Source organism: Klebsiella sp. 141203 (assembly GCF_032601985.1).
GTDB classification, from domain to species: Bacteria; Pseudomonadota; Gammaproteobacteria; order Enterobacterales; family Enterobacteriaceae; genus Klebsiella; species Klebsiella aerogenes.
The window spans coordinates 93267-118862 of record NZ_JAQIRL010000008.1 but is presented as its reverse complement, the minus strand read 5'-3'; the positions used below and the strand labels follow the sequence as shown (position 1 = coordinate 118862).

Here is a 25596-nt window from a genome sequence, read left to right as displayed (position 1 = left end):
AATTTTTATTAACGTTATAGGGATGTGTCTATGCAAAATAAAAATAAAGAGCTATTCAAACTATCAACGCTCTGCATCACGTTGTTGCCAGCGTTTTTTTGTGGTTTGGATAATAAAGCGCAAGCACGTGATTTCTTCGATCCCTCATTCATCAATTCATTGAATGGTAGCGATCCTTCAAACGCCCCAGACTTATCTGTTTTTGAAGCCAGGAACGCTCAGGCGCCCGGAGATTATCGGGTTGACATTGTTTTCAACGGCCAATATCTGGATACCCGTACTATCAAATTTGTTATTGATAGTCATAGTGCTGATAAGAGTGATGATATCAAATTAACCCCCTGTTTCACGCTTAAAGACCTGGCGGAATATGGTGTCAGAGTGAAATCCTTCCCAGCTCTGAAAGAAGATACCAATAACTGCGTTAACCTAACGGTCATACAGGATACAAAAGCGGATTTCGATTTTACTGCACAACGGTTAAATATCTCCATACCACAAGCGGCATTATCCACCGTCGTGCAAGGATTTATTCCGGAAGATCAATTTGATGAAGGTATTAACGCGCTGTTAATGAATTACCAGTTCAGCGGCTCGAATGATTTCGAATCAGAAGATGAATACTATAGCCTTAACCTCCAGTCCGGTTTAAATCTTGGTCCATGGCGTATCCGAAATCTGAGCACCTGGAATAAAACGAAAGGAGAATCCAGCGACTGGGAATCAGCTTACCTGTACATGCAGCGCAGCATTCGCCCTCTTAATAGTAATCTGGTAATGGGTGAAAGCTCCTCGCTCTCCGGTATTTTTGATAGCGTGCCGTTTACCGGGATTCAAATGGCAACGGATACCTCCATGCTGCCGGAGAGCCTTCGCGGCTATGCGCCAATTATCCGAGGGATTGCAAAAACCAACGCTAGGGTGATTGTTAAGCAGAATGGCTACCAGGTATATCAGACCTACGTCGCCCCCGGCGCCTTTGAAATTACCGATATGTACCCAAGCGGCGGTAGCGGCGATCTGTACGTAACGGTAGAAGAATCGGATGGCTCAAAGCAAGAATTTATCGTGCCGTTCGCTACGCTGCCGGTCATGGTGCGCGAAGGCCAGCTACAGTATGAAATCACCTCTGGTAAATATCGTCCTTATGATGGCGGAGTTGACGAAACGCCATTCACCCAAGCGACAATAAGCTATGGTGTATCCAGTAGCCTGACGGCCTACGGCGGGATGCAAATGGCCTCGCACTATCAAGCATTATCATCCGGTCTAGGCTATAACCTCGGTGATTTTGGCGCGGCTTCAGCAGACGTCACTCAAGCCTGGTCAAAGATCCAGGATCAAGAAAAGACGTCGGGTCAGTCCTGGCGTATCCGCTACGGCAAAAACATCCTTGATACCGGTACTAACATTACTATCGCGGGTTACCGATACTCTACCAAAGGCTTTAACACCCTGTCAGAGGTGTTCGATAGTTATTCAAACGACGGCAGCTATACCACCCGCTCACTGCGCAACCGTACCAACCTGACGCTTAATCAAAGCTTAGGTAAAGGGCTCGGTAGTCTCTCTATTAGCGGTCTGGTAGAAGATTATTGGGATGATAAACGCACCAATAAATCCATCAGCGTTGGCTATAACGGTGGCTTTAAAAACGTGAACTTCTACCTGGGTTATAGCTATAGCCGCTATACCTGGAGCAGCAATAGCGCGAATAAAGATGCCCAGGACGATCAACGTATCACCCTAACGGTTACTTTACCGATCGGCAACTGGCTTCCTGGCACCTATACCAGTTACCAGCTCACCAATAGCAACCCAGGCTCAACGGATCAATCGGTTGCTATCGGCGGCGTCGGGCTGGAAAACGATAGTCTGGACTGGAGTATTCAGCAAGGATACAGCAACCGCGAGTATTACAGCGGCGACATGCGCGCCACCTATAACAGTTCTCAGGGGAGTGTTAACGCCGGTTACAGCTACGATCGCGATAGCCAACGCATTGATTATGGCGCCAACGGCAGCATTATCGCGCACGCTGACGGCATCACTTTAGGTCAGGACATCACCGATGCTGCCGTACTGGTTAAAGCTCCGGGGCTGGATGACGTCAAACTGACGACCGATAACACCATTTCGACCGACTATCGCGGCTATGCCATCGTGCCTTACGTTACCCCTTATCGTCGCACCGATATCACTCTCGACACCGCCACGCTTGGCGATGATATGGAACTACCGGAAACAACGCAAACCGTGGTGCCGACTCGCGGCGCTATTGTGCGGGCCAACTACGACGGCAAGATTGGGCAACGTGCCTTTATTCATCTTAAAACCGCCAGCGGTCAGGACATTCCCTATGGAGCGATGGTCTTACTGGCTGGTGATGCGAAAAGCCAGGCAAGTATCGTTAGCGATGCCGGGATGGTCTATATGTCCGGACTGCAGCCAACCGGGACGCTCAACGTTCAGTGGGGAAAAAGTAGTTCCCAGCAGTGTCATGCCCCCTTCACGTTACCGCCGCGGGAAGGCAAAACCGCTGGCTTAAACCAGGTCGAAGCGGTGTGTCGCTAGCCATCATTTAAGGACAAATATTGATGAAGAGAATATTTATTCTATTAATGCTTTTAGTTATCGGTGGTGAGACGGCTGCAAAATGTAGTTACTCAGGTAGCATCCAGCGGCAAGCATTTACTATTAGAGCAAAAATACCGACAGACGACTCAATTCCAGTGGGCAGCATATTATATTCGACTAAATACGGCACTGGTAACTATAAAAACTTCACATGCAGCCAGAAAGATAACGATCAGTATATTACGACTATCAGTACCGCTGAGGTCGCCGGCGTTACAGGAATGCATGGAATGCCGGTGTATGAAACCGGAATTGACGGTATTGGATTCCAGGTATCCGATCTGCTGGAAAGTAAAAATGGCGCACTGGTTCCTGCCGTTGCGGGTTCGGTACTGGTACCGTTTGAAAAAACCTCAGATAACTACTATAAGTTTGTCACCGTGTGGTTTATCAAAACAAAACAGGTCATTGATACTTCAGGGTCGGATTCAAACCCGTCAATAAGTTTCTCTGTCGGCAACCCTACAACCAACCCAAGCGCCAGTGATAGACTTTTATATACTACGACTATCAAACTGAAAAATACTACCTATCAGGCAACATCCTGTGATATATCGCCCTCCAGTTCACAGATAACGCTCGGTCGGATTAAAAAAAGCACGCTAATGTCGGTCTCCCGCGGCGGCGTGACACCAGAGCAAAAAAACATCTTATTAACCATTAACTGCCCAGCCGGTTCAATCGGTAATACGTTAATGTACTGGTTTAATCCGATAGGCACCGCCAGCGCATCTGGCGATGGCATCATTGATAATATGATAACCGATGATAGCGGCGCCAAAAATGTCGGTATCATTTTCAAACAAACTGGGACGCCTTTAGTTTTCTATGATATGGATAGCTATAGCTTCAACAGTGCAGCGACTTCGCAGGTCATCAACCTTACCGCTGACTACTATCGCCAAAGCAATAGTGTTGACGATATTACTAACGGTAAAGTTAAGGCAATGTTAGAGGTAGTTATACAGGAACAATAATATTAAGAAAATAGACATGAATTCACAAACAATTCATGTCTATTACATTGCTTAAAAAGCAATCGTCGCTTACATTTCTGCCCGACCCGTAATTAGGTCAATCCGTAATAATATTAATTTAAAGGAATAAATATGAAGCAATTAACAGTATTTGAGATGGAAGAGATCTCCGGAGGCTATTCATGGGATTTCTCTTCAATTTCTTCTACCGTGACATCTTTACTTGGTAATGCGGCTGAAGCCGCAGGCTCCGCAATCCTCGGATCCGTTATTGTCGGTGCAATTGGCGCCTCTGTTGGGGGAACATTAGGTGGGACAAATGGTGGGCTTTTAGGTTTCGGCCTGTTGGGTAACCTGGTTGGATTATTTGCTGGTGCAGCCGTCGGTGCAATTGCAGGTGCTGTCGGCGCCGTGGCAGTAGGCTGGGATAAGTGCATTGATTATTTAAGTCAACTTATCGACGCCGGGCTTGATGGTACCTTTGTACCTTGGCCATCATCGTAAATATCTTTTTACATAAACAAAGGCCATATTGGCCTTTGTTTCCCCGACTACTATAATCAGAATCATCATTCATGAATAATAAGCTTTATCGCAAGGAAGCGATCGAATACAAAAGAAATCACTGGAAAGGTAAAGCCTTATTGCTCGCTGGCTTACCTGCATGGTTGATTGCATTGTTATCGGCACTATTTCTCATTGCGCTTATTTGCGCACTCATTTTTTGTAAGTTCACCCAGCGCGTTGACGTTCAGGGCGAAGTCATCACCCTCCCTCACTCGATTAACGTCTTTGCGCCGCAGCAAGGATTTGTCGTTAAGCAATTCGTGAAAATTGGTGACGTCGTTAAAAAAAACCAACCGCTCTACGAAATTGATGTGTCCCGCAGCACCACCAGCGGCAATGTCAGTGCGGCGCAGATAGAAGTCATCAATGAAAAAATTGCCAACTCTGACGACATCATCAAAAAGCTGGAAGATAATAAAAGTCAGACATTAAATGCGCTAAATGCGCAGTTGAAAACCACTACTGACTCTCTGAAAGAGACCAACCGAATGCTGGTCAATACCCAGGTCGGTCTGAAAAAAATGCATGATAACCTTTCCAGCTACGATAAATACCTTAGCAATGGCCTGATAACAAAAGATCAGTATAACTATCAGCACTCTTTATACTTTCAACAGCAAAGCGCGTATCAATCTCTGGTTAGCCAGAAGATGCAACTGGAATCACAAATCACCCAGCTTAATAGCGATAAAATCACTAAAGCTGCTGATTTTGATAACCAAATATCCAGCCAGTACAACCAATCCAACGATTTTAAAAATCAACTCGTTGAATCCAACGCTAACGGTAACATTATTATTAAATCCACCAGCGATGGCAGAATTGAGTCACTTTCAGCTACCCAAGGACAAACCGTTGATAACGGCAGCAGCCTGGCACAGATAAAACCCACAGGAAACGTTGAGTATTTTCTTATCCTTTGGCTACCAAACAATACTATCCCCTATTTAAAAACTGGGGATACCATTAATATTCGCTATGATGCTTTCCCATCAGACAAATTCGGGCAATTCCCTGGAAAAATCATATCAATATCCTCAATGCCGGCATCACGACAAGAGATGTCTGAATATACCAACGTCAACAATGGTGGTAATCAGCAACAAGAACTGGCGCTGTATAAAGCAATCGTCAAAATTAAAGATAAACAGTTCGAATATGACGGGAAAAAGCTGAGTCTGTCCAACGGTCTTAAAGCACAAGCCGTTGTTTTTCTTGAAGAACGCCCTCTCTATATGTGGATGTTTACTCCGGTTTATAAGATTACTCAAAGCGTGAGCGGCCCGATTCATGACTAATGAACTGTTTGAGAAAATTACGGCGAAAGTTAATTTTTCAATACTGAAAAAGACGCCGGTCATATTACAATCCGAAGCCGCCGAATGCGGCATTGCCTGCCTGGCAATGATTTGCGGCCATTATGGCCTCGATATCGATCTCTTCAACTTCCGCCAGCGTTTTGGTAGCCCTTCTCAGGGGGTCACGCTGATGTCATTGAGCAAAACGGCGGAACATGCCGGCTTAAAAAGCCGGGCGCTGTCGCTCGATCTCGACGAAATCAGGCAATTAAAGCTACCCTGCGTTATCCACTGGGGAATGAACCACTACGTCGTGCTCACCAAAGTGCGAAAGTCCAGTTTTGTCGTCCACGATCCGGCGCTGGGTAAACGCATTATCGGCATTCAGGAAATGTCGAATAATTTTACCGGCATCGCCTTAGAGCTATGGCCCGATCAGAACTTTCAGCAGGAAAAAGCCAAATCTCGCCTGCGTTTGTTAGATCTGATGCGCAATATTGTTGGCTTAAAATCAGCGCTGCTGAAAATTTTCGCCTTCTCGGTGGTGGTTGAAGCTATCGGCTTACTGCTGCCGATAGGCACGCAGTTAGTCACTGACCACGTGATCATGGCCCACGATCAAAGCCTGCTCTCGGTTATCTGTATTGGCCTGGTTTTCTTTACCCTCTTCCGCACCTTTATCAGTATGCTGCGCGCATGGACTTCGCTGACGCTCAACACGCTGACCAATATTCAGTGGAAAACGACCCTTTTCGATCATTTGGCCAGCCTGCCGCTCTCTTTTTTTGAAAAGCGCCATCTGGGGGATATTCAGTCCCGTTTCTCATCGCTGGACACCATTCGCTCCACGTTCACTAATAGCATCGTCAGCGGCATTATCGATTCGATCATGACAATCGGGCTGCTGATTATGCTCACGCTGTACGGCGGTTGGCTAACATGGGTCGTCGTTGGCTTTACCTTATGCTACGCCATTATGCGTCTGGGAACTTATCGCTTCTATCGCCGCGTTGCTGAAGAGCAGGTAATCAAAGGTGCGCGTTCCAGTTCGCATTTTATGGAGTCGCTGTACGGTATTTCGACCATCAAAGCGCTGAATCTGAAAGAACGCCGCTCCCAGCACTGGCTGAATATCAATATCGATGCCTGTAATGCGGGGATCAAGCAAACCCGTTTCGACATGATGTTTAGCGGTATTAATACCTTCATTACCGCTATCGATCAGGTGGCGGTACTGTGGTTGGGCGCCATTATGGTTATTGATAATGAAATGACCCTCGGTATGTTTATGGCCTTTAACGCCTACCGCGGCCAGTTCTCCCAGCGCGCATCCAGCCTGGTTGACCTGACCATGCAGCTGCGCATGCTATCGCTGCATAACGAGCGTCTTTCAGAAATCGTCTTCAGCGAACCCGAGCAAGAATTACCATCACGGGACGTCTTCTCAAAAGATGCCGGCGCAAGACTTGAAGTCAAAAATCTCAGCTATCAGTACGATCCCTTTTCACAGCCGATTTTCTCAAACCTGAACATCACCGTTGAGCCGGGGGAATCCGTCGCGCTGGTCGGGCCGTCCGGCGTCGGTAAGACCACGCTATTGAAAGTGATGTGCGGGCTGCTCTCCCCCACCAGCGGAGACGTCTTCGCCGATAATCTCGATATCCAGAAGATAGGTCTCAATAACTATCGCCAGGGAACGGCCTGCGTATTGCAGGAGGATAGACTCTTTTCCGGTTCGCTTATCGATAATATCAGCGGCTTTGAAGACAACGCCGATGTGGATTTTGTTGTCGAATGCGCTAAACGCTGCAACATTCACGACGAAATTATGAAAATGCCGATGGGCTATGAAACCATCATCGGTGAGTTAGGCTTAGGCATTTCCGGGGGCCAGAAGCAACGTATTTTGATTGCTCGCGCGCTTTACCGTAAGCCGAGCATTCTGTTTATGGATGAGGCCACCAGCCATCTCGATTTAAGAAATGAGTCGGTCATTAACCAATCGATTTCAGGGCTCAGTATTACCCGCATCATCGTTGCCCACCGCCCGTCAACTATCGCCTCTGCCGATCGGGTTATTGATTTGTCGCAGTCCAAAATACCAATGCCAGCGTAAGGAGAAGAATATGCAAGGAACGTTTATTGGTTTTAACACCGCCGGAATTACCTATGAAGACCATTTCATGGCGCTGCTGCTGAAAGTACAAAACCAGAATGGCCTGTGTCGGACGTTCTATTTACAGGCGCCGGCGCTGGCTGACCTGCTCATGGTCCTGACAACTCGAATGTCTGTTTTCTTACAGCGCTTGCAGCAAAGCGACGATACGCTGAAAGAGGAGCTTATTGCCTACAATAATGAGCTCATCGCCAACACCCCGGCAGTCGATATGGTAGAGGTACAAAACCCCAATCCGGAGCTGCGGATCATGTCGATCACGTTGAAACCGGGGGTAAATGAGTCAACGCTGATCCTGATGCTGCAGAACGAGCAAATCGCGACATTACGGATTGACGACCGGCAGGTAGAGGCGTTGATTCTGGGTATCAATCAATCACTAAAAATGGTTGCTGATACGAAATTAAATGAGTACCTGGCGCTGGCTTTGGATTATGTACTGCTGTATACCGTCGATTTAACGACCCAACCTAACATTGAGTACCAGCAATATGCTCAGGAAGAGTGGAAGCTGAATTTGTTTAGCCACCATCTGGCCGTGTTATACAGCTACGAGCAGGAGGAGGGTAAAAAAGTACTCTCCGGTGCGGTGATTAAAACCAGCGCCGCGCATCAGTCCGATGTTGAAAAGAGTATCGTGCTGCGTCTGCTTGAAAAGAGTCAGAAGCTAAAACAGGTCCACAGCCAGCATACGCCGTATCAAATCTTCAGTAAGGTAATTCCATCCTCACCGGGACAAATGCTGACCAGAGATGAATGTATGCTGTCGCTGCGTGAATTCTACGTGGCTACCAAAGCAGCGCTTGAGGCATAAGTTGTTAAGCACTCTCTGCTTGTGCAGAGAGTGCTTAACGCATCAGTTCGGGCACTTATAAACCTGGCCGTTCATCTGGCTATCGGTCGGAACAAAGCTCGACAGCAGGTTTTGCGTCGGGCTGCTCACGCCATAAATGACGTTACCGCCCATGGCCGCAGCCTGGTTACGTAGGGCATTCGCCGCGCCGCGCATCGAGCCGCCTTCATCGCCATTCTGGCCTGACAGCCAGTTGCTTTGCGTACCGGTTGCCGTCCCTAACAGCTGGCATTCCGTTCCCGGTTTATCTTCAACAAAACGCACGCTCTGGCCGCCTGCGGTTAATTCGTTGCTGGAACTGCAACCCGCTAACAATAATGCTGCGCCGACAATCCCTGCTAAATATTTTACCTGCATGTTATTCCCCAATGAGCTGGACGCACTGGCCCGGATGTAAACCTTATACTAAAAAGCCAGCAAAAAGAAAAACCCCCAGCCATTTCTGACCGGGGGTTTCTGCATTTTTATGCCGTATAGCGCACGATTACATCATGCCGCCCATACCGCCCATGCCGCCCATGCCACCAGCAGCACCTAAATCAGGCGCGTCGCCTTTCGGCAGGTCGGTCACCATGCACTCGGTGGTGATCATCAGACCAGCAACGGATGCCGCGTACTGCAGCGCAGAACGGGTGACTTTAGTCGGGTCCAGGATACCGAAGTCGATCATGTTGCCGTACTCTTCGGTAGCCGCGTTGTAACCGTAGTTACCGTCGCCTGCTTTCACGTTGTTGGCAACCACAGACGGCTCTTCACCGGCGTTGGAAACGATCTGACGCAGCGGCGCTTCCATTGCGCGCAGCGCAACTTTGATACCGACGTTCTGATCTTCGTTCTGACCGGTCAGGCCAGCGATTTTCGCCGCCACGCGGACCAGCGCTACGCCGCCGCCAGCTACCACGCCTTCTTCAACCGCAGCACGGGTCGCGTGCAGGGCATCGTCAACGCGCGCTTTTTTCTCTTTCATTTCAACTTCGGTAGCAGCACCGACTTTGATTACCGCAACACCGCCGGCCAGTTTAGCCACACGCTCCTGCAGTTTTTCACGGTCGTAATCAGAGGTCGCTTCTTCGATCTGCTTACGGATCTGAGCAACGCGGCCCTGAATTGCGGCTTCTTCGCCAACGCCATCGATGATGGTGGTGGTGTCTTTGTTGATAACAACGCGTTTCGCCTGACCCAGGTCTTCCAGAGTCGCTTTTTCCAGCTCCATACCGATCTCTTCAGAGATAACGGTACCGCCAGTCAGGGTCGCGATGTCCTGCAGCATGGCTTTACGACGATCGCCGAAGCCCGGCGCTTTAACCGCAGCAACTTTAACGATGCCGCGCATGGTGTTAACCACCAGGGTCGCCAGCGCTTCGCCTTCAACGTCTTCAGCGATGATAACCAGCGGTTTGCCAGCTTTCGCTACAGCTTCCAGGACCGGCAGCATTTCGCGGATGTTGGAGATTTTTTTGTCAGCCAGCAGGATGAACGGGCTTTCCAGTTCAACAGCGCCGGTATCCGGCTTGTTGATGAAGTAAGGAGACAGGTAGCCACGGTCGAACTGCATACCTTCAACGACGTCCAGTTCGTCTTCCAGACCGGTACCGTCTTCAACGGTGATAACGCCTTCTTTACCGACTTTATCCATCGCTTCAGCGATCAGTTTACCTACGGTTTCGTCGGAGTTAGCGGAGATAGTACCAACCTGAGCAATGGCTTTAGAGTCAGAGCACGGTACGGACAGCGCTTTCAGTTCTTCCACAGCGGCAACGACAGCTTTGTCGATACCACGTTTCAGATCCATCGGGTTCATGCCCGCGGCAACGGCTTTCAGACCTTCGTTAACGATAGCCTGAGCCAGTACGGTTGCGGTGGTGGTACCGTCGCCTGCAGCGTCGTTCGCTTTAGAGGCAACTTCTTTCACCATCTGCGCGCCCATGTTTTCGAATTTGTCTTCCAGTTCGATTTCACGAGCAACGGAAACGCCATCTTTAGTGATGGTCGGCGCGCCGAAGGATTTGTCCAGAACAACGTTACGGCCTTTCGGGCCCAGGGTGACTTTAACTGCATCTGCCAGTACGTTTACGCCGCGCAGCATTTTTACACGAGCGTCGTTACCGAATTTTACGTCTTTTGCTGCCATTTCTTTTATTCCTCAAATTCGTTCAGGGTCGTGCGAATTACGCTTCAACAATTGCCAGGATGTCGCTTTCGGACATGATCAGCACTTCTTCGTTGTCGATTTTCTCAGACTTCACGCCGTAACCATCGTTGAAAATCACGATGTCACCAACTTTAACGTCCAGCGGCTGCACAGTTCCGTTTTCCAGGATGCGGCCTTTACCGACAGCGATGATTTCGCCACGAGTTGATTTAGCTGCCGCAGAACCGGTCAGAACGATGCCGCCTGCAGATTTGGTTTCAACTTCTTTACGTTTGACGATCACACGATCATGTAACGGACGAATACTCATTGATAGCTCTCCTTCGAGAAAGTCATTATCAGTTATGGATGGCGCCGGGCCGTAAACGGTTTCCGACTAGTGCAGAGAGAGATGGGGATGGCCATTTACCGCTTCAAGGGGAAAATTAAAAAAAAATTTCCGCCTGTGCGCTGACGCGCAAAAATATTCGCGTGGCGGCTGCGCTTTCTGGCGCAAAGGGTTGTGATAACATCGTTTTTTTGCCGCGCGCAGGGTTGAGTCATGAGTGGTTTAAAACAGGAGCTGGGATTAGGTCAGGGAGTCGGGTTACTTTCAACATCACTACTGGGAACCGGCGTATTCGCCGTACCGGCGCTGGCGGCGCTGGTCGCAGGCGATAATAGCCTGTGGGCGTGGCCGGCGCTGATTCTGCTGGTCTTTCCCATCGCTATCGTGTTTGCCGTGCTTGGGCGCCACTTTCCCAGCGCTGGCGGCGTGGCTCATTTTGTGGATATGGCGTTCGGCCCACGTCTGGCGCGGGTAACCGGTTGGCTGTTTTTATCGGTGATCCCGGTGGGCTTACCCGCCGCCCTGCATATCGCCACCGGTTTTGGCCAGGCGCTGTTCGGCTGGCACGATACTCAGCTGCTGCTTGCCGAGCTCGGCACGCTAGCGATCGTCTGGTGGGTGGGCTCGCGCGGCGCCAGTTCCAGCGCCAATCTACAGACGCTGGTTGCGATATTGATTGTCGCGCTGATCGTCGCCATCTGGTGGCGCGGTGGCATAAACCCGGCGCAGATCCCTTTCCCGGAGCCTAAAGATGTCGACACGTCACAGCTGTTTGCGGCCCTATCGGTGATGTTCTGGTGCTTCGTCGGCCTGGAAGCCTTTGCTCATCTGGCATCAGAGTTTAAACGTCCGGAGCGCGACTTCCCTAGAGCGCTGATGATTGGCCTGGTGCTGGCAGGAACCGTTTATTGGGGCTGTACGGTAGTCGTTCTGCATTTTCACGCCTTCGGTGAGGAAATGGCGGCGGCGGCTTCGCTGCCAAACATCGTGGTGCGACTGTTCGGCGTGCAGGCGCTGTGGGTTGCCTGCGTAATCGGCTATCTCGCCTGCTTCGCCAGCCTCAATATCTATATCCAAAGTTTTGCCCGCCTGGTCTGGTCGCAGGCGCAGTTCAAGCCGGAGAGCTACCTGGCCCGCCTGTCGCCGCGTCAGGTACCGCGCAATGCGCTGAATGCGGTCTTAGGCTGCTGCGTACTCAGTACGCTGTGCATTTACTGGCTGAACATTAATCTCGATGCGCTGATCGTCTATGCCAACGGCATTTTCATCATGATTTATCTGCTGTGCATGCTGGCGGGATGCCGACTCCTGCACGGTAAATACCGCGTGCTGGCCATCGTGGGAAGCGTGCTCTGCATTTTGCTGTTAGCAATGGTCGGCTGGAAGAGCTTGTACGCCATTATTATGCTGGCGGTGCTGTGGTTCGCCTTACCTGCACGCTCACCTTCAGCAAGCCGATAACAAAAAACCGGCGCAGGCCGGTTTTGTCGTTTTAGCGGTCGTCTTTGTGATCCAGACGGTCGCGTTCGTCGTCTTTACGCTGGAACTCCCCTTCGAAGGTGTCTCCGTTGCCAGCGCCGGCGCTAAAACCGCCGCCAGGCATCCGGCTAAAGCGCAGATACGGCATCAGTTTTAAGGTCATCAGCTTTTGCACCGGCGGCAACAACAGCAGCAGACCGAGGAAGTCGGTAAAGAAGCCCGGGATCAACAGCAGCAGCCCGGCGATAATCAGCGACACGCTTTTAATCATTTCTGCGGCAGGGCTTTCGCCAGCCGCCATTTTCTGCTGCATCAGCATCAGGTTTTTGAAGCCCTGGTTGCGGACCAGCGACATCCCTACAACCGAGCTAAAGATAACCAGGATCAGCGTCAACAGCACGCCAAGCACGTGCGCGACCTGGATAAAGATCGAGATCTCGACGTAAACGTATAAGAAAAAAGCAATAAATGGGATCCAACGCACCGGCGTCTCCTTCAATCGGCCGTCGTAGCAGACGCCCGTAGTGATAAATTTGCTATTCGCGTCATAGGAATGTGGGGTTGGCGCGCCATTTTTCAATCAACGACAACGGCATTTTTTTCAAAAATAGTAAAGCGGTGACTCATTTCACAGATTAATAATTCTTATCCGCCGCGCTATATAATAAGTGATCAAGGTTACTGAACTTCGCTATCATCAGCATATGATCGTGGGCACCGGGCCGGTTAAGGAAATAATCTTCGGTCTGAAAATACGCTAAATCCTATAAATTCTGTGTATTTGGTGAATTCATTGGCAGCTTGAAAAAGAAGGTTCACATGTTAAACAACATTCGTATCGAAGAAGATCTGTTGGGCACCAGGGAAGTTCCAGCTGACGCATACTATGGCGTTCATACTCTGAGAGCGATTGAAAACTTCTACATCAGCAACAACAAGATTAGCGACATCCCTGAGTTTGTTCGGGGCATGGTGATGGTGAAGAAGGCCGCCGCGCTGGCTAACAAGGAACTGCAAACCATTCCTAAAAGCGTAGCGAACACCATTGTCGCGGCATGCGATGAAGTGCTGAACAACGGTAAATGCATGGACCAGTTCCCGGTTGATGTGTTCCAGGGCGGCGCGGGCACTTCCGTCAATATGAACACCAACGAAGTGCTGGCGAATATCGGTCTGGAACTGATGGGCCACCAGAAAGGTGAATACCAGTTCCTCAACCCTAATGACCACGTCAACAAATGCCAGTCCACTAACGACGCCTACCCCACCGGTTTCCGCATCGCGGTCTATGCATCGATTCTCAAATTAATCGATGCTATCAAACAGCTGGGCGAAGGCTTCCAGGCGAAAGCCGTTGAGTTCCAGGACGTCCTGAAAATGGGCCGCACGCAGCTACAGGATGCGGTGCCGATGACCCTCGGCCAGGAATTCCACGCTTTTAACGTACTGCTGAACGAAGAAACCAAAAGCATTCTGCGTACCGCAGAGCTGCTGCTGGAAGTGAACCTCGGCGCGACCGCTATCGGGACTCGCCTGAACACCCCTGATGGCTACCAGCAGCTGGCGGTACAGAAACTGGCGGAAGTCAGCAACCTGCCGGTCGTTCCGGCGGAAGACCTGATTGAAGCGACTTCTGACTGCGGCGCGTATGTGATGGTTCACAGTTCGTTGAAACGCCTGGCGGTCAAACTGTCCAAGATTTGTAACGACCTGCGCCTGCTCTCTTCCGGCCCGCGCGCTGGCCTGAATGAAATCAACCTGCCAGAGCTGCAGGCTGGTTCCTCAATCATGCCGGCAAAAGTTAACCCGGTGGTGCCGGAAGTGGTTAACCAGGTGTGCTTCAAAGTTATCGGCAACGATACCACCGTGACCATGGCCTCCGAAGCCGGTCAGCTGCAGCTGAACGTTATGGAGCCGGTGATTGGCCAGGCGATGTTTGAATCTATCCACATCCTGACCAATGCCTGCTACAACCTGCTGGAAAAATGCGTGAACGGCATTACCGCTAACAAAGCGGTATGCGAAAGCTACGTCTACAACTCCATCGGTATCGTTACCTACCTCAACCCGTTCATCGGCCACCACAATGGCGATATCGTCGGTAAGATTTGCGCCGAAACCGGTAAGAGCGTACGTGAAGTGGTGCTGGAGCGCGGGCTGCTGACCGAAGCCGAACTGGATGACATTTTCTCCCCGCAAAACCTGATGCATCCTGCTTATAAAGCAAAACGGTATACCGATGAAAGCGAACAGTAAGCTTTCAGGGTAAACTAACCAAAGGCATGTCAGTGATGACATGCCTTTTTGCTTTTTTGGGTTTACGAAACGACAACAATTCAATATCAACTTGTTAAAAAACAAGGAAGGCATATATGTTTGGTGCAGAGCTCGTGGTTGTCCTGCTGGCAATCTATTTGGGGGCCCGACTCGGGGGCATTGGTATCGGCTTTGCCGGTGGCCTCGGCGTCCTCGTCTTAACCTTAATTTTTCAAATTCCACCCGGGGCGATCCCCTTTGACGTCATTGAAATCATCATGGCGGTTATCGCCGCTATCGCCGCGATGCAGGTCGCCGGAGGGATGGACTATCTGGTCAGCCTCGCCGAACGTATGCTACGCCGCCATCCCAAGTACATTACCTTCCTTGCGCCGCTGGTCACCTGGTTTATGACCGTGCTGGCAGGCACTGGTCATACCGCGTTTTCTACCCTGCCGGTCATCACCGAAGTGGCGAAAGAACAGGGTATTCGCCCTTCCCGCCCGCTCTCCATCGCCGTTGTCGCTTCGCAGATTGCGATTACCGCCTCGCCTATCTCCGCGGCAGTGGTCTTCTTTGCCGGTATTCTCGAACCACTTGGCGTCAGCTACCTGACGCTGCTGGCGATCTGCCTGCCGGTTACCCTGATTGCCGTCATGCTGACCGCCGTCGTCTGTAACTTCCTCGGCTGCGAGCTGAAAGACGACCCGGTATATCAGGAACGGCTGGCAAAAGGGGAAGTGAGCCTGCGCGGCAGTCAGGTCTTCGAGTTGAAGCCGCATGCTAAACGCGCCGTTCTGCTGTTCCTCGTCGGCATCGTCGCAGTCATGTTCTACGCTACCGCCATCAGCGACACCGTCGGCCTGATCCAGAACCCGGTGCTGCCGCGTAACGAAGCGATCGTGGTCTTCATGCTGACCATCGCCACGCTGATTAGCATCACCTGTAAAATCGATACCGGCGAAGTGCTGAACGCCAGCACCTTTAAGTCAGGAATGAGCGCCTGCGTCTGCGTGCTCGGCGTCGCCTGGCTCGGGGATACCTTCGTTAAAGCGCACATTGCCGATATCCAGACGGTAGCGGGCGATCTGCTGCAAAACTATCCGTGGTTGCTGGCGGTGGTGCTGTTCTTCGCCGCTACGCTGCTCTATTCACAGGCCGCCACGACCAAGGCATTGATGCCCGCCGCGCTGCTGCTTGGCGTCACCCCGCTGACGGCAATTGCCTCATTCGCGGCGGTCTCAGCGCTGTTCGTGCTGCCAACCTATCCGACCCTGCTGGCAGCGGTCGAAATGGACGACACCGGCTCCACGCGTATCGGCAAATATGTCTTTAACCATGCCTTCCTGATCCCGGGCGTCATCGCCATTACGCTTTGCGTGATCCTCGGATTCATCTTCGGCGGCCTCATGCTTTAAGATCGTTAAAAAGGGGCCAGTAAAGTAACTGGCCCCTTTGGTTAATCTCCCCGCATCATGCATGCTATAGTGCCTCTTTTCGCTGATACGAGGTTCACGATGACTACGCCTGATGCTGTTGTTGTACTCTGTACCGCGCCGGATGAAGCGACCGCCCAGGATCTGGCGGCCAAAGCGCTCGGAGAAAAACTCGCCGCCTGCGCCACCATCCTGCCGGGAGCGACGTCGCTCTACTACTGGGAAGGAAAGCTTGAGCAGGAGTATGAAGTCCAGATGCTGCTCAAAACCAACCTGGCCCATCAGCAGGCGTTACTGGACTGCCTGAAGTCCCATCACCCGTATCAAACCCCCGAACTACTGGTCCTGCCGGTTACTCACGGAGACAACGATTACCTCTCATGGCTCAACGCATCATTACGCTGATCCTGCTACTGTGCAGCGCATCCGCCAGCGCCGGGTTGTTTGACGCCCCCGGGCGTTCAAACTTCGTGCCTGCCGATCGGGCTTTCGCCTTTGACTTTCAGCAGAATCAACACGACCTCAACCTGAGCTGGCGCATCAAGGATGGCTACTACCTCTACCGTAAGCAGATTACGCTGACGGCAAAGGACGCTGCGATCGTCGCCCCTTCGCTACCGCCTGGCGAATGGCATGAAGACGAGTTTTATGGCAAAAGCGAAATTTATCGTCAGCGTCTGACATTACCGATTAGCCTCACGCAAGCCAGCAAAACAGCCACGCTGACCGTTACCTATCAGGGCTGCGCCGACGCCGGGTTCTGCTACCCGCCGGAGACCAAAATCGTGCCGCTCAGCGCGGTGCTCGCTGACTCCGGCAAGGCGCTGGCAGACCAACCTTCAGCACCCGCCAGCGGCAGCCAGACCGGCGCGGAACCCGCGTCGCTGCCGTTTTCAGCGCTATGGGCGCTGCTGATTGGTATCGGTATCGCCTTTACGCCTTGTGTTTTACCGATGTATCCGCTGATTTCCGGGATTGTCCTCGGCGGTAAACAGCGCTTATCAACGGCGCGCGCCCTGCTGCTGGCATTTATTTATGTCCAGGGGATGGCGGTTACCTATACCGCGCTGGGGCTGGTCGTAGCCGCCGCCGGTCTGCAATTCCAGGCCGCGCTGCAGCACCCTTACGTATTAATTGGGCTGTCAGCGGTATTTATCGCGCTGGCGCTGTCGATGTTCGGCCTGTTTACGCTGCAACTGCCTTCATCGCTGCAAACCCGACTGACGCTGATGAGCAACAAGCGCCAGGGTGGTTCGCCGGGCGGCGTGTTTGCAATGGGCGCCATCGCCGGGCTTATCTGTTCCCCTTGCACTACGGCCCCGCTTAGCGCCATTCTGTTGTATATCGCTCAAAGCGGTAACCTGTGGCTCGGCGGCGGCACGCTGTATCTGTACGCGCTGGGAATGGGGCTGCCGCTGATCCTGGTGACCGTGTTCGGTAACCGTCTGCTGCCGAAGAGCGGGCCGTGGATGGCTCATGTCAAGACCGCGTTTGGCTTCGTGATCCTCGCGCTGCCGGTCTTTTTACTGGAACGCGTTATCGGCGAAGCCTGGGGTTTACGTCTGTGGTCGTTGCTTGGCGTCGCCTTCTTTAGCTGGGCGTTTATCACCTCGCTTGGCGCCACCAAACCCTGGCTACGTCTGGTGCAAATCATCATGTTGGCCGCCGCGCTGGTTAGCGCGCGTCCGCTGCAGGATTGGGCCTTTGGCGCACCGGCCGTCCAGCAGCAGGCGCATCTGGAATTTACCCGCGTCAGCACCGTTGATGAACTCAACCAGGCGCTGGCGCAGGCCAAAGGGAAACCGGTCATGCTCGATCTGTATGCCGACTGGTGCGTGGCCTGCAAAGAGTTCGAAAAATATACCTTTAGCGCTCCTGAAGTGCGACAGGCCTTAAAAGAGACCGTTCTGTTGCAAGTGGATGTCACTAAGAACAGCGCGCAAGACGCAGCTCTGCTGAAACATTTACAGGTGCTCGGCTTGCCGACGATTCTGTTCTTCAACGCGCAGGGAGAAGAACAGCCCGCGCAGCGCGTCACCGGGTTTATGGATGCTACGGCATTCAGCGCCCATTTGCGCGATTGGCAACCGTGAACGACACTTGAGGAGGATAAATGGAGGAGACTATCGTGCAACGTGAAGATGTCCTGGGTGAGGCCATACAAATTCTTGAAATCGAGGGTATCGCCAACACCACGCTGGAAATGGTCGCCGAACGCGTCGCATACCCGCTTGATGACCTCAAGCGCTTTTGGCCCGACCGCGAAGCGCTGCTTTATGACGCCCTGCGTTATTTAAGTCAGCAGGTTGATGCCTGGCGTCGCCAGCTGTTGCTGGATGAGACGCTGAGCGCAGAACAAAAGCTGCTGGCGCGCTATAGCGCGCTGACCAAATGCGTTAGCAACCACCGCTATCCGGGCTGCCTGTTTATCGCCGCCTGTACATTCTATCCGGATGCCCAGCACCCAATTCACCAGTTAGCGGAACAGCAGAAGCAGGCTTCGCTGGCCTACACGCACGAGCTGCTGACCCTGCTTGAGGTGGATGACCCGGAAATGGTCGCTAAGCAGATGGAATTAATTGTCGAAGGCTGCCTGAGCCGCATGCTGATCAAACGCAGCCAGGCCGACGTCGATACCGCCCAGCGTCTGGCGGAAGATATCCTGCGCTTTGCCCGCTGCCGGATGGGCGGCGCGCTCACGTAATTCGGATTTCCCAAGCCCTGCAAGGCGCATATAATTCCCTGACACTTTCTGTGGCAGGGATCTATATGCGTCCACTTCTCTGGGCCGCCGTAATGGGGCTCTGTTCGACCTCGCTGATGGCCGCCCCTCCTCGCGGTTTCTCTTTCGCCTACAAAGACTGGGAAGTCGCCTGCGATAATACCGGCACCTGCCGGGCTGCGGGCTATGGCGCGACAATGGGCGAAGTCAGCGTCCTGCTGACTCGCAGTGCGGGCGCAGGGCGGCAGGCAACCGCGCAGGTCACCTTTGCGCAGACCGAGCACGATATTCCGCCAGATGCCAGCGTAAATCTTTTTATCAACGATAGCGATCGCGGGACGCTTGAGGCTATCGACGACAGCCATTTTCATTTCGACAGTACGCAAACCAGCGCGCTTATTACCGCCCTGGAGCAAAACGCGAAAATCGAGCTATCGCTCAATGGCCAGCGCAAGCGGCTGTCGAACGCAGGCAGCAGCGCGGTGTTCCTCAAGATCGATGAATTCCAGCGGCGGATCGGCACCGCCGATGCGCTGTTACGTAAAGGCGACGGTGACGACAGCACCGTTCTGCGCGCCATTCCCGCGCCGGAGATCCTGAGCGCGCCGTTTATTCACAGCGCCCAGCCCGTTGCGCTCAACGCGAAACAACAGCAGAAATGGCTACCGCAATTGGAAATCGCGCTCAACAGCCAGTGTGATGACAGGCAAAACGCCGATATTCCGACCAGCGAACGACAAATCACCCTCACTTCGCTGGATAAAAATCACTCGCTACTGCAGACTCTGTGCTGGCGCGCCGCCTATAACGACGGCTACGCGATGTGGGTTGTCGATAACACACAGGCCGCCAGGCCACAGCTCATTACTACGGATGCTTCCAGCTATAACGATGGCGTAATCGCCTTCTTCAACAAGGGACGCGGCGTCGCCGACTGCGTCAGCGGAGAAGAGCGAGTGTGGGATGGCAAAGCTTTTGTGCAAAGTCTGAAATACAGTACCGGCATGTGTCGGGAAATCACCCCAGGCGGAACCTGGCAGCTTCCTACCTTCGTCAGCAAGGTTATTCCCCGCAAGCAACGAGAGGCCGATATACTCGCGCTGAAGACGTTGCACGACGCGGTCCTAAAAGAGCAAAAACGCAACCCGGAACTTGCATTAGAGAACATTGCGGAACAGTTTCCGCTCAGCGGACACATCAGCCACTTTACCCTCACCTATGCCGACGACGCGCCGGTCTCAACCACCAAGCCAGCGGCGGATATCAGCGACGATGAGTGGCAGGCGTTTTTACATTCCGATATCAGCGCCGATTCGGAAAACGGCAAAGTCAGCTTCACGCTTATCGACCTCGACGGCGACGGCAAACGCGATCTCATCATCGATAGCTATGTTGGCGGTACCGGCCTGTTCAGCTATACCGGCGTGCTGAAACGCGGTGATAACGCCTTTGAATCGGTGAACGATGCCGACAGCAATGACGACGATAACTTCGATGCCGGCGTGCCCGGCGCCCTTTACTCTATTAACGATCGCGGAGCGAACCAGTGGGGCCGCTGGGTCAGAATCAACGGCCAGGTTTACGCCCTGTGGTTTAACGGCGTGTTTGGGGAAGATAACCTCTATCTGCTGCGTCCGTTTAACCAGAGCGACCTGACGCCGGCCATCACCATCCGCTACCGTTATAACCTCAATATCATTAGCGCTGCGGAAAACGGGCAGTCACCCACCCCAGCCTTAAACGATAAAGATAAAGCGGGCTTATTGAAGTCATTGGACGTCATGCAAGGTAGCCTGCTAAAGGATAAACCTGCTGACGATAACGATGAGCCGATTTGCCCTGTTCCCCCCGGTACCGCTAAAGATGATGTGGACAGCTACTATGGCGGCGCTGCGGGGCACTACACCGTTGAAACGGTGGCGTGGATCCCGGTGTGGCTCAACGATAAATGCTTTATCGGCACCATTTTCAGCCATCATGGCGCTTACCGCCACGGGGTGGATGCGATCTTAACCATCAATTCGCCACGAGATGACGAAGAGATCGTTGGCGATTATGACATCTCCGGAAAACGCCATGCCATCGCCATCACCCGCGGCTGGAGAGTCCGCGAAGGCGATAACGGCGTGATGTGATTTTAAGCAAAACGCGCCTTTTGGCGCAGAATTGCCGCAAAGATAAGCAATCAAACAATAAATAGAGAAATTTCATTGACGCAGTGGGCGGATTACGGTTTAATGCGCCCCGTTGCCCGGATAGCTCAGTCGGTAGAGCAGGGGATTGAAAATCCCCGTGTCCTTGGTTCGATTCCGAGTCCGGGCACCACTAATTTGCATCAAAGCACGCTGGTTAAGAGATGAGATCCTTAACGGGCGGAAAATGCAGGGTCCGGTCATACGGAATGTCCTCCGGTGTTTTCAAGAGCGTTTGCACTGGTTGATATATCCAGAACTTGTCCCTCAAGTAAGGGAACCTGCCCTACAGGTTCCCTTTTCTCGATCACCGTTAATCATCCCAGTCAACTACGCTTGTGTCAACAGGTGTAAATTTCTTTCGCCTGTAACATCTGTGTGAAGTGACAGCTCAGCTTCAAGTGTTTTTCCGACGATATCCATCTTCAGCTCCACATATTCCATGGTTGTACTGACGCTGCGGTGCCCCAGCAGGTCCTTTACCAGCTGAAGATTTCGTTCCGGTGATTTCATCAGCTCCGTCGCCAGCGTATGGCGAAAACGATGTGGCGACACGGTAAAACCACACTCTTTCGACAGACGCCGGAAAAATGATCTGATCTTCTGATGAACCTTAGCGGCATCCCATGCCACATGACGGTTAAGGTAAATTCTGTTCACATCAAACAGATAATCTCCATTTCCCGCCCCCAGTTCCGTTGATTTTTCTATCAGGTGATGCAGCCGCGGCTTCAGCGCACTGACAATGGGAACCCGCCATTCGCGGTGTGTCTTACTGCCTTCCAAGCAGAGTTCCAGATACCCTTCACTGAGATTGATGTCACCCAACCGGATATGCAGCAGCTGATTTAGCCGCATTCCCGTATATCTGAACGCATCCAGAACCGTCAGCCAGTACCACGCCGGCCAGAGCGCATTACGCCCTCCTCTGATACCGCGCCCTGCCCGTTCAGCTTCTTCAAATTGCTGCATGACCAGATAAACACGAATCAGCTGCGATCGTGTCAGCGTTTTTTTCTTCCTGGTATCCCGCTGAACATTGCTTTTATTGAACGGATTTTTCCCCGGGGGAAGGATTTCATGTTCCATCCCGTAATTATACAGCGCCCGCAGATGTGCGATTTTGTTGTTCCACGTCTGCGTCGACTGCCGTTTCTCCTGAAGCAAATAGCGCCGCCACTCCAGCACCTGACGGTGCGTAATTTGCGCAGGCAGGGTATCACCAGAATAACGTCTGAACCCTCTGACAACCTTGTTGTAGCTCCATTCGGTAGCGGGTCTCAGCCGGTGAGCAAAAAAGTATTCTTCAAGCAGTTCATCCCAGGTTATTTCATTAGGCATCTTATTCTTCTCCAAAAAAACCAAAACAGATCCCTGTAGAGATCCCTGTGTGTATCATCCCTATGGAAAGAAAAGGAGTTTGCTGTCCTCCGGAGGTCTCACCCCTTTCAGGCGGACAGCCTTGATAAGATAACCATTAACCCTGCTGAACCGCCCCTGTTTGTTTTCTGAGCAGCACAGTTTCGCCCGGATAAAACGTTCCCCCCTGTGAACACGGTGGAGCTGGAGTTTCTCAAACGAGGTCTGAATCTCCTCCCTGTGGCTGTCACTTCCGGTATCTTTCAGAAAAAGAAAGAAAATATCCGGCACCAAAAGGTAAATAAAACCGGCAACGGAATGCACCCGTGAATCATGCTGGTTGACGGTGATCCTGCCGGATGCCACGCCGTCAGACAGCCAGGCGAGAAACACCTCACCCGACCGTCGGGCATCAGCACCGACATTAATCGGGTGGCTCTGCTCTTCATGTGTGCCAGACAACCGACCACCGGAATCGGTATCGCTATGCCGGAAGGACTCTTCCGGCTCAGCAGACTTTTCAGGAGCGTCTTTCCCGATGACCACCACGGTTTCATCCGGCGCTACCGTGGCTGGCGTATTCACACTGGCGTGATCTACAACCTCCGGGACTTCTGCATCCGCCACTGCGGAAAAAAGACTGAGCAGCATATCGGCATCCCCCTGACCCGGGCTGGCGTTATCCGGTTCTTCCGGCGACTCCACTGTACTTGCCCCGTCCAGCGGTGGCTGACAGTCCCCGCCACCGGTATCGTTGAGTGACGTCATCAGCTCCGAAGCGGCCAGCTCTACCGCAGAAGAGGATAAGTTATCGTCCGTCTGAACGACCAACGACCCCTCCTGTGACGTTACCGAATCTGGCGGCGCAATTACCACAGAAGATCCACCTGTCTCTTTCCGGAGTACTGGCGAATCAACCTTCTCTGCCGCCTGGTCGAGCAACGTCCTGATGAGGGGCATATCAGGAGAACCATTGCGAAATGCACAGGCAAGACTGAACAAAGCTGCCGGGGTACCTGAAAGCCAGTTTATCGCTTCAGTGGGGAGCAACTGACCGGCGGCCAGCGCCGCCAGAGCAGAAGCATCATGCGCGTTCGGAGGAGAATGACGAAACCGGAAGCGATAAGGCGCATCCGGCACAGATATGCCCGGCTGCCAGTTAACGCCGCCGGTGGTTTCGCCTTCAATACTGGCCAGTAACGGCAGGTGATAACACAACGCAGCCCAGAAAATAACGGCCTGCCAGATAACACCCTGAGCAGCCTGTTCTTCCGGCATCGCGCCAGGCGGAAACATATACCCCCGGGCAAGCCTGACGGCATAAGCGGTAAAACGCAGGCTTAAATCACCAAAACCTCCGGCATACGCCCACTCGCCATCAGGTGCCGCCGGCACGTTCTGGGTCCGTTCAAGTATGTGGTACACCGGTGACAGATAAAGACGCTGGTATACTCCTGCCGACAGCGCATTATTTTCCCGGATTTTCTGCAGGGCATCCTGGCGTAATGCGGTAATGACCAGTTCTTCAGCCTTAACCGGAGAGAAATACCCCGTCGGCACCGAAACAGAGAGTTTATCGAATGGTTCTGTGACAGCTGGCGTAAGGGAAAATAAGGCTTTGATTTTATTTAACATGGGAAAATCGCTTCTCCCCCATCGTTCTCAACATCATCCGTTGCAGGTTGTTCGCAATCTTTCTGCTCTTCACCAGCTTTCAGGCACTGCATCAGGTCATTCAGCACCAGGATCTTACGGGCGCGGGTCACGGCCACATACAGCAGATTTGTTTCGTCCTGTCGCTCTTCTGCAGAGAGTAACGGGTCGGTGATGTCACAAAAATCCTCATTCAGTACGACCACTTCCCACTCCAGTCCCTTACTGCGGTGCGCTGTGGAAACTGTGACCTGCGCATCCTTTTCATGCGTCACAACCTGCCGACGCATGATGGCCAGCTTTTGCGGCAGCGGAAAATACTCGTCGAGCAACCGGATAGCCTGATTCATCTCCACGTCCTGCGTCGCCTTTGCAATAGAGCAATATTCTTCAAAGTCCCGGTAATCCTGACGGAGACGGGGGGACTGCATCCGTTCAGGCATATCGGCGGAGAACCAGTAAAGATCTTCCAGCTCTTCCGTTTTGTACCCTTCAATTCCGCCCACCCAAAAGACTTTTTTCTCCTGCAGGCTGGCAGAGAGCGCAGCACCAATGACACCGGATACCGTCCGGCAGAGAACGGAGTAATGAGGAACGTCAGCAGGCAGATGAGCAACCACTTCATCATCCCCACCGCTGCCGGTGACTTTCATCTCCTCGCCGGACATGGCCAGCAGCAAGTTCGCCATTTCTGCGACCGCAGGGCCAAACCGGAAGCTGGTCGTCAGCCACAGTCGATCGGCCTGTTCCAGCCGGGGAGAACTGAGCGCATTATCCGCACCCCGGAAGCGATATATCTGCTGGTAGCGATCGCCAACCAGCACGACCCTGCAGGGCTGGCTGAGGACAAAGGCACTGGTGACCGGATTGGCATCCTGGGCCTCATCAAAAAGAATGGTGTCCCACTTACTGGCGAGACTAGGGCCGGACAGCTGAAAAAGCTTCAGGTAGACGTCATGCGTGATTGGGAAATCAGATTCGGTACGACTTACCTCATACCAGAGAACCTGTATGGCCCCCAGAATTTTATTTGCAGAGAAGCCATGACGATCATCCTCTGCTGGCAGATGGATAATACCGGGTTCCGGTTCAGCACTACAAAGAAACGCATTCAGCCCCACCAGCGCCAGGCGCACCAGCGGCCAGTGCCGGGTATTCAGCTTCCGGGCCACATCGGTAATACGCAGATTTGCCGTCAGCCGGTGCCTGAAATGTCGGCCGAAATGTGACCAGGCCAGTTGGTGGGAGGTTTTGCACTCAACGTTAAAGGGAAACTTTTGTTCGGCTTCGTCGCGGATGGCTCTGTTGTAGGCAAGGTACAACATTTTGCTGTCCGGGTTCGCCTGCGCAAACTGTACCAGCGTCGTGGTTTTACCAGTACCGGCAAATGCGTTGACCACAAGCTGATTGCCCCGCCATTCGATGATGGCACTTTGTTCTGGTGTGGTTTTCCAAGTCATTGGGTTCTCCGGGAGAGACAGTTAAAGCCACCACACTGTCACTCGGAGAAG

General features: G+C 52.4%; 20 protein-coding genes and 1 tRNA gene. 14 read left to right on the top strand and 7 right to left on the bottom strand.

The window, feature by feature from the left end; translation table 11 throughout:
* Nucleotides 1-30: 30 nt before the first annotated feature.
* From PGR29_RS23265 to yjeJ, 6 genes are all read left to right on the top strand, one after another.
* Nucleotides 31-2574, top strand: coding sequence for a fimbria/pilus outer membrane usher protein (locus tag PGR29_RS23265; protein WP_316425431.1), 2544 nt, complete (start codon nucleotides 31-33; stop codon nucleotides 2572-2574).
* Nucleotides 2575-2597: 23 nt separating this feature from the next.
* Nucleotides 2598-3614, top strand: a complete 1017-nt coding sequence (locus PGR29_RS23260) for a fimbrial protein (protein ID WP_113374735.1) — start codon at nucleotides 2598-2600, stop codon at nucleotides 3612-3614.
* A 132-nt stretch (nucleotides 3615-3746) separates the two neighbouring features.
* Nucleotides 3747-4118 carry a hypothetical protein gene (locus tag PGR29_RS23255; RefSeq protein WP_087859217.1) on the top strand — a complete coding sequence of 124 codons (372 nt, stop codon included), beginning with the start codon at nucleotides 3747-3749 and terminating at the stop codon, nucleotides 4116-4118.
* Nucleotides 4119-4189: 71 nt separating this feature from the next.
* Nucleotides 4190-5479, top strand: coding sequence for an HlyD family secretion protein (locus PGR29_RS23250; protein WP_087859218.1), 1290 nt, complete (start codon nucleotides 4190-4192; stop codon nucleotides 5477-5479).
* Entirely contained in the window at nucleotides 5472-7595 is a 2124-nt protein-coding gene (locus PGR29_RS23245; protein ID WP_316425429.1) for a peptidase domain-containing ABC transporter, read from the top strand. Before PGR29_RS23250 ends, PGR29_RS23245 begins: the two co-directional genes overlap by 8 nt.
* Nucleotides 7596-7605: 10 nt before the next feature.
* Nucleotides 7606-8469, top strand: coding sequence for a YjeJ family protein (gene yjeJ, locus PGR29_RS23240; RefSeq protein ID WP_308958329.1), 864 nt, complete (start codon nucleotides 7606-7608; stop codon nucleotides 8467-8469).
* Nucleotides 8470-8511: 42 nt separating this feature from the next.
* On the opposite strand, the gene PGR29_RS23235 is transcribed toward yjeJ, so the two are convergent.
* The 3 genes from PGR29_RS23235 to PGR29_RS23225 all read right to left on the bottom strand — a co-directional run bounded on the left by PGR29_RS23235 (nucleotide 8512) and on the right by PGR29_RS23225 (nucleotide 10970).
* On the bottom strand, nucleotides 8512-8865 hold the full coding sequence (locus PGR29_RS23235) for a DUF4156 domain-containing protein (protein ID WP_015368664.1): 354 nt from the start codon (nucleotides 8863-8865) through the stop codon (nucleotides 8512-8514).
* A gap of 127 nt (nucleotides 8866-8992) precedes the next feature.
* Nucleotides 8993-10639 (bottom strand): chaperonin GroEL, encoded by a 1647-nt coding sequence (gene groL / locus PGR29_RS23230; RefSeq protein ID WP_015368665.1) that lies wholly within the window; start codon nucleotides 10637-10639, stop codon nucleotides 8993-8995.
* Between the two features lie 37 nt (nucleotides 10640-10676).
* Nucleotides 10677-10970 (bottom strand): co-chaperone GroES, encoded by a 294-nt coding sequence (locus PGR29_RS23225; RefSeq protein ID WP_003855929.1) that lies wholly within the window; start codon nucleotides 10968-10970, stop codon nucleotides 10677-10679.
* Nucleotides 10971-11201: 231 nt separating this feature from the next.
* Here PGR29_RS23225 and yjeH point away from each other — a divergent pair, with 231 nt between their 5' ends.
* Nucleotides 11202-12449 (top strand): L-methionine/branched-chain amino acid transporter, encoded by a 1248-nt coding sequence (gene yjeH / locus PGR29_RS23220; protein WP_316425426.1) that lies wholly within the window; start codon nucleotides 11202-11204, stop codon nucleotides 12447-12449.
* Nucleotides 12450-12480: 31 nt separating this feature from the next.
* Here the strand turns inward: yjeH and PGR29_RS23215 are convergent, their stop codons facing one another.
* Nucleotides 12481-12951, bottom strand: coding sequence for an FxsA family protein (locus PGR29_RS23215; RefSeq protein ID WP_015368667.1), 471 nt, complete (start codon nucleotides 12949-12951; stop codon nucleotides 12481-12483).
* Between the two features lie 335 nt (nucleotides 12952-13286).
* Between PGR29_RS23215 and aspA the strand changes: the two genes are divergently transcribed.
* The 7 genes from aspA to PGR29_RS23180 all read left to right on the top strand — a co-directional run bounded on the left by aspA (nucleotide 13287) and on the right by PGR29_RS23180 (nucleotide 21206).
* Complete coding sequence (gene aspA, locus PGR29_RS23210) at nucleotides 13287-14723, top strand: aspartate ammonia-lyase (RefSeq protein ID WP_045380159.1); 1437 nt, start codon at nucleotides 13287-13289, stop codon at nucleotides 14721-14723.
* 116 nt (nucleotides 14724-14839) lie between these two features.
* Nucleotides 14840-16141 carry an anaerobic C4-dicarboxylate transporter gene (locus tag PGR29_RS23205; RefSeq protein WP_113374733.1) on the top strand — a complete coding sequence of 434 codons (1302 nt, stop codon included), beginning with the start codon at nucleotides 14840-14842 and terminating at the stop codon, nucleotides 16139-16141.
* Nucleotides 16142-16240: 99 nt separating this feature from the next.
* Nucleotides 16241-16564 carry a divalent cation tolerance protein CutA gene (cutA, locus tag PGR29_RS23200; protein ID WP_032715456.1) on the top strand — a complete coding sequence of 108 codons (324 nt, stop codon included), beginning with the start codon at nucleotides 16241-16243 and terminating at the stop codon, nucleotides 16562-16564.
* The gene (locus tag PGR29_RS23195; protein WP_087859222.1) at nucleotides 16540-18252 is read left to right on the top strand and encodes a protein-disulfide reductase DsbD; all 1713 of its coding nucleotides are present in this window, start codon (nucleotides 16540-16542) and stop codon (nucleotides 18250-18252) included. Before cutA ends, PGR29_RS23195 begins: the two co-directional genes overlap by 25 nt.
* A gap of 35 nt (nucleotides 18253-18287) precedes the next feature.
* On the top strand, nucleotides 18288-18863 hold the full coding sequence (locus PGR29_RS23190; RefSeq protein WP_113374765.1) for a transcriptional regulator: 576 nt from the start codon (nucleotides 18288-18290) through the stop codon (nucleotides 18861-18863).
* A gap of 65 nt (nucleotides 18864-18928) precedes the next feature.
* Nucleotides 18929-21016, top strand: coding sequence for a DUF1176 domain-containing protein (locus PGR29_RS23185; protein WP_213317932.1), 2088 nt, complete (start codon nucleotides 18929-18931; stop codon nucleotides 21014-21016).
* Between the two features lie 114 nt (nucleotides 21017-21130).
* Nucleotides 21131-21206: transfer RNA gene (locus tag PGR29_RS23180), tRNA-Phe, on the top strand.
* A gap of 197 nt (nucleotides 21207-21403) precedes the next feature.
* Here the strand turns inward: PGR29_RS23180 and PGR29_RS23175 are convergent.
* Genes PGR29_RS23175 through PGR29_RS23165 form a run of 3 tightly spaced genes read right to left on the bottom strand, consistent with a single transcriptional unit; the run spans nucleotide 21404 to nucleotide 25545 of the window.
* Nucleotides 21404-22414, bottom strand: a complete 1011-nt coding sequence (locus tag PGR29_RS23175) for a tyrosine-type recombinase/integrase (protein WP_316425423.1) — start codon at nucleotides 22412-22414, stop codon at nucleotides 21404-21406.
* A gap of 60 nt (nucleotides 22415-22474) precedes the next feature.
* On the bottom strand, nucleotides 22475-24067 hold the full coding sequence (locus tag PGR29_RS23170; protein WP_316425421.1) for a TraI domain-containing protein: 1593 nt from the start codon (nucleotides 24065-24067) through the stop codon (nucleotides 22475-22477).
* Complete coding sequence (locus PGR29_RS23165) at nucleotides 24061-25545, bottom strand: UvrD-helicase domain-containing protein (RefSeq protein ID WP_316425419.1); 1485 nt, start codon at nucleotides 25543-25545, stop codon at nucleotides 24061-24063. The genes PGR29_RS23170 and PGR29_RS23165 overlap by 7 nt, the downstream gene beginning before the upstream one ends.
* Nucleotides 25546-25596: the final 51 nt, after the last annotated feature.

What these genes read in the sequence shown, in the direction of transcription:
- PGR29_RS23265 (WP_316425431.1), top strand. Translation starts at nt 31, where the DNA reads ATGCAAAATAAAAATAAAGAGCTATTCAAACTATCAACGCTCTGCATC.
- PGR29_RS23260 (WP_113374735.1), top strand. Translation starts at nt 2,598, where the DNA reads ATGAAGAGAATATTTATTCTATTAATGCTTTTAGTTATCGGTGGTGAG.
- PGR29_RS23255 (WP_087859217.1), top strand. Translation starts at nt 3,747, where the DNA reads ATGAAGCAATTAACAGTATTTGAGATGGAAGAGATCTCCGGAGGCTAT.
- PGR29_RS23250 (WP_087859218.1), top strand. Translation starts at nt 4,190, where the DNA reads ATGAATAATAAGCTTTATCGCAAGGAAGCGATCGAATACAAAAGAAAT.
- PGR29_RS23245 (WP_316425429.1), top strand. Translation starts at nt 5,472, where the DNA reads ATGACTAATGAACTGTTTGAGAAAATTACGGCGAAAGTTAATTTTTCA.
- yjeJ (WP_308958329.1), top strand. Translation starts at nt 7,606, where the DNA reads ATGCAAGGAACGTTTATTGGTTTTAACACCGCCGGAATTACCTATGAA.
- PGR29_RS23235 (WP_015368664.1), bottom strand. Translation starts at nt 8,865, where the DNA reads ATGCAGGTAAAATATTTAGCAGGGATTGTCGGCGCAGCATTATTGTTA.
- groL (WP_015368665.1), bottom strand. Translation starts at nt 10,639, where the DNA reads ATGGCAGCAAAAGACGTAAAATTCGGTAACGACGCTCGTGTAAAAATG.
- PGR29_RS23225 (WP_003855929.1), bottom strand. Translation starts at nt 10,970, where the DNA reads ATGAGTATTCGTCCGTTACATGATCGTGTGATCGTCAAACGTAAAGAA.
- yjeH (WP_316425426.1), top strand. Translation starts at nt 11,202, where the DNA reads ATGAGTGGTTTAAAACAGGAGCTGGGATTAGGTCAGGGAGTCGGGTTA.
- aspA (WP_045380159.1), top strand. Translation starts at nt 13,287, where the DNA reads ATGTTAAACAACATTCGTATCGAAGAAGATCTGTTGGGCACCAGGGAA.
- PGR29_RS23205 (WP_113374733.1), top strand. Translation starts at nt 14,840, where the DNA reads ATGTTTGGTGCAGAGCTCGTGGTTGTCCTGCTGGCAATCTATTTGGGG.
- cutA (WP_032715456.1), top strand. Translation starts at nt 16,241, where the DNA reads ATGACTACGCCTGATGCTGTTGTTGTACTCTGTACCGCGCCGGATGAA.
- PGR29_RS23195 (WP_087859222.1), top strand. Translation starts at nt 16,540, where the DNA reads ATGGCTCAACGCATCATTACGCTGATCCTGCTACTGTGCAGCGCATCC.
- PGR29_RS23185 (WP_213317932.1), top strand. Translation starts at nt 18,929, where the DNA reads ATGCGTCCACTTCTCTGGGCCGCCGTAATGGGGCTCTGTTCGACCTCG.
- PGR29_RS23175 (WP_316425423.1), bottom strand. Translation starts at nt 22,414, where the DNA reads ATGCCTAATGAAATAACCTGGGATGAACTGCTTGAAGAATACTTTTTT.
- PGR29_RS23170 (WP_316425421.1), bottom strand. Translation starts at nt 24,067, where the DNA reads ATGTTAAATAAAATCAAAGCCTTATTTTCCCTTACGCCAGCTGTCACA.
- PGR29_RS23165 (WP_316425419.1), bottom strand. Translation starts at nt 25,545, where the DNA reads ATGACTTGGAAAACCACACCAGAACAAAGTGCCATCATCGAATGGCGG.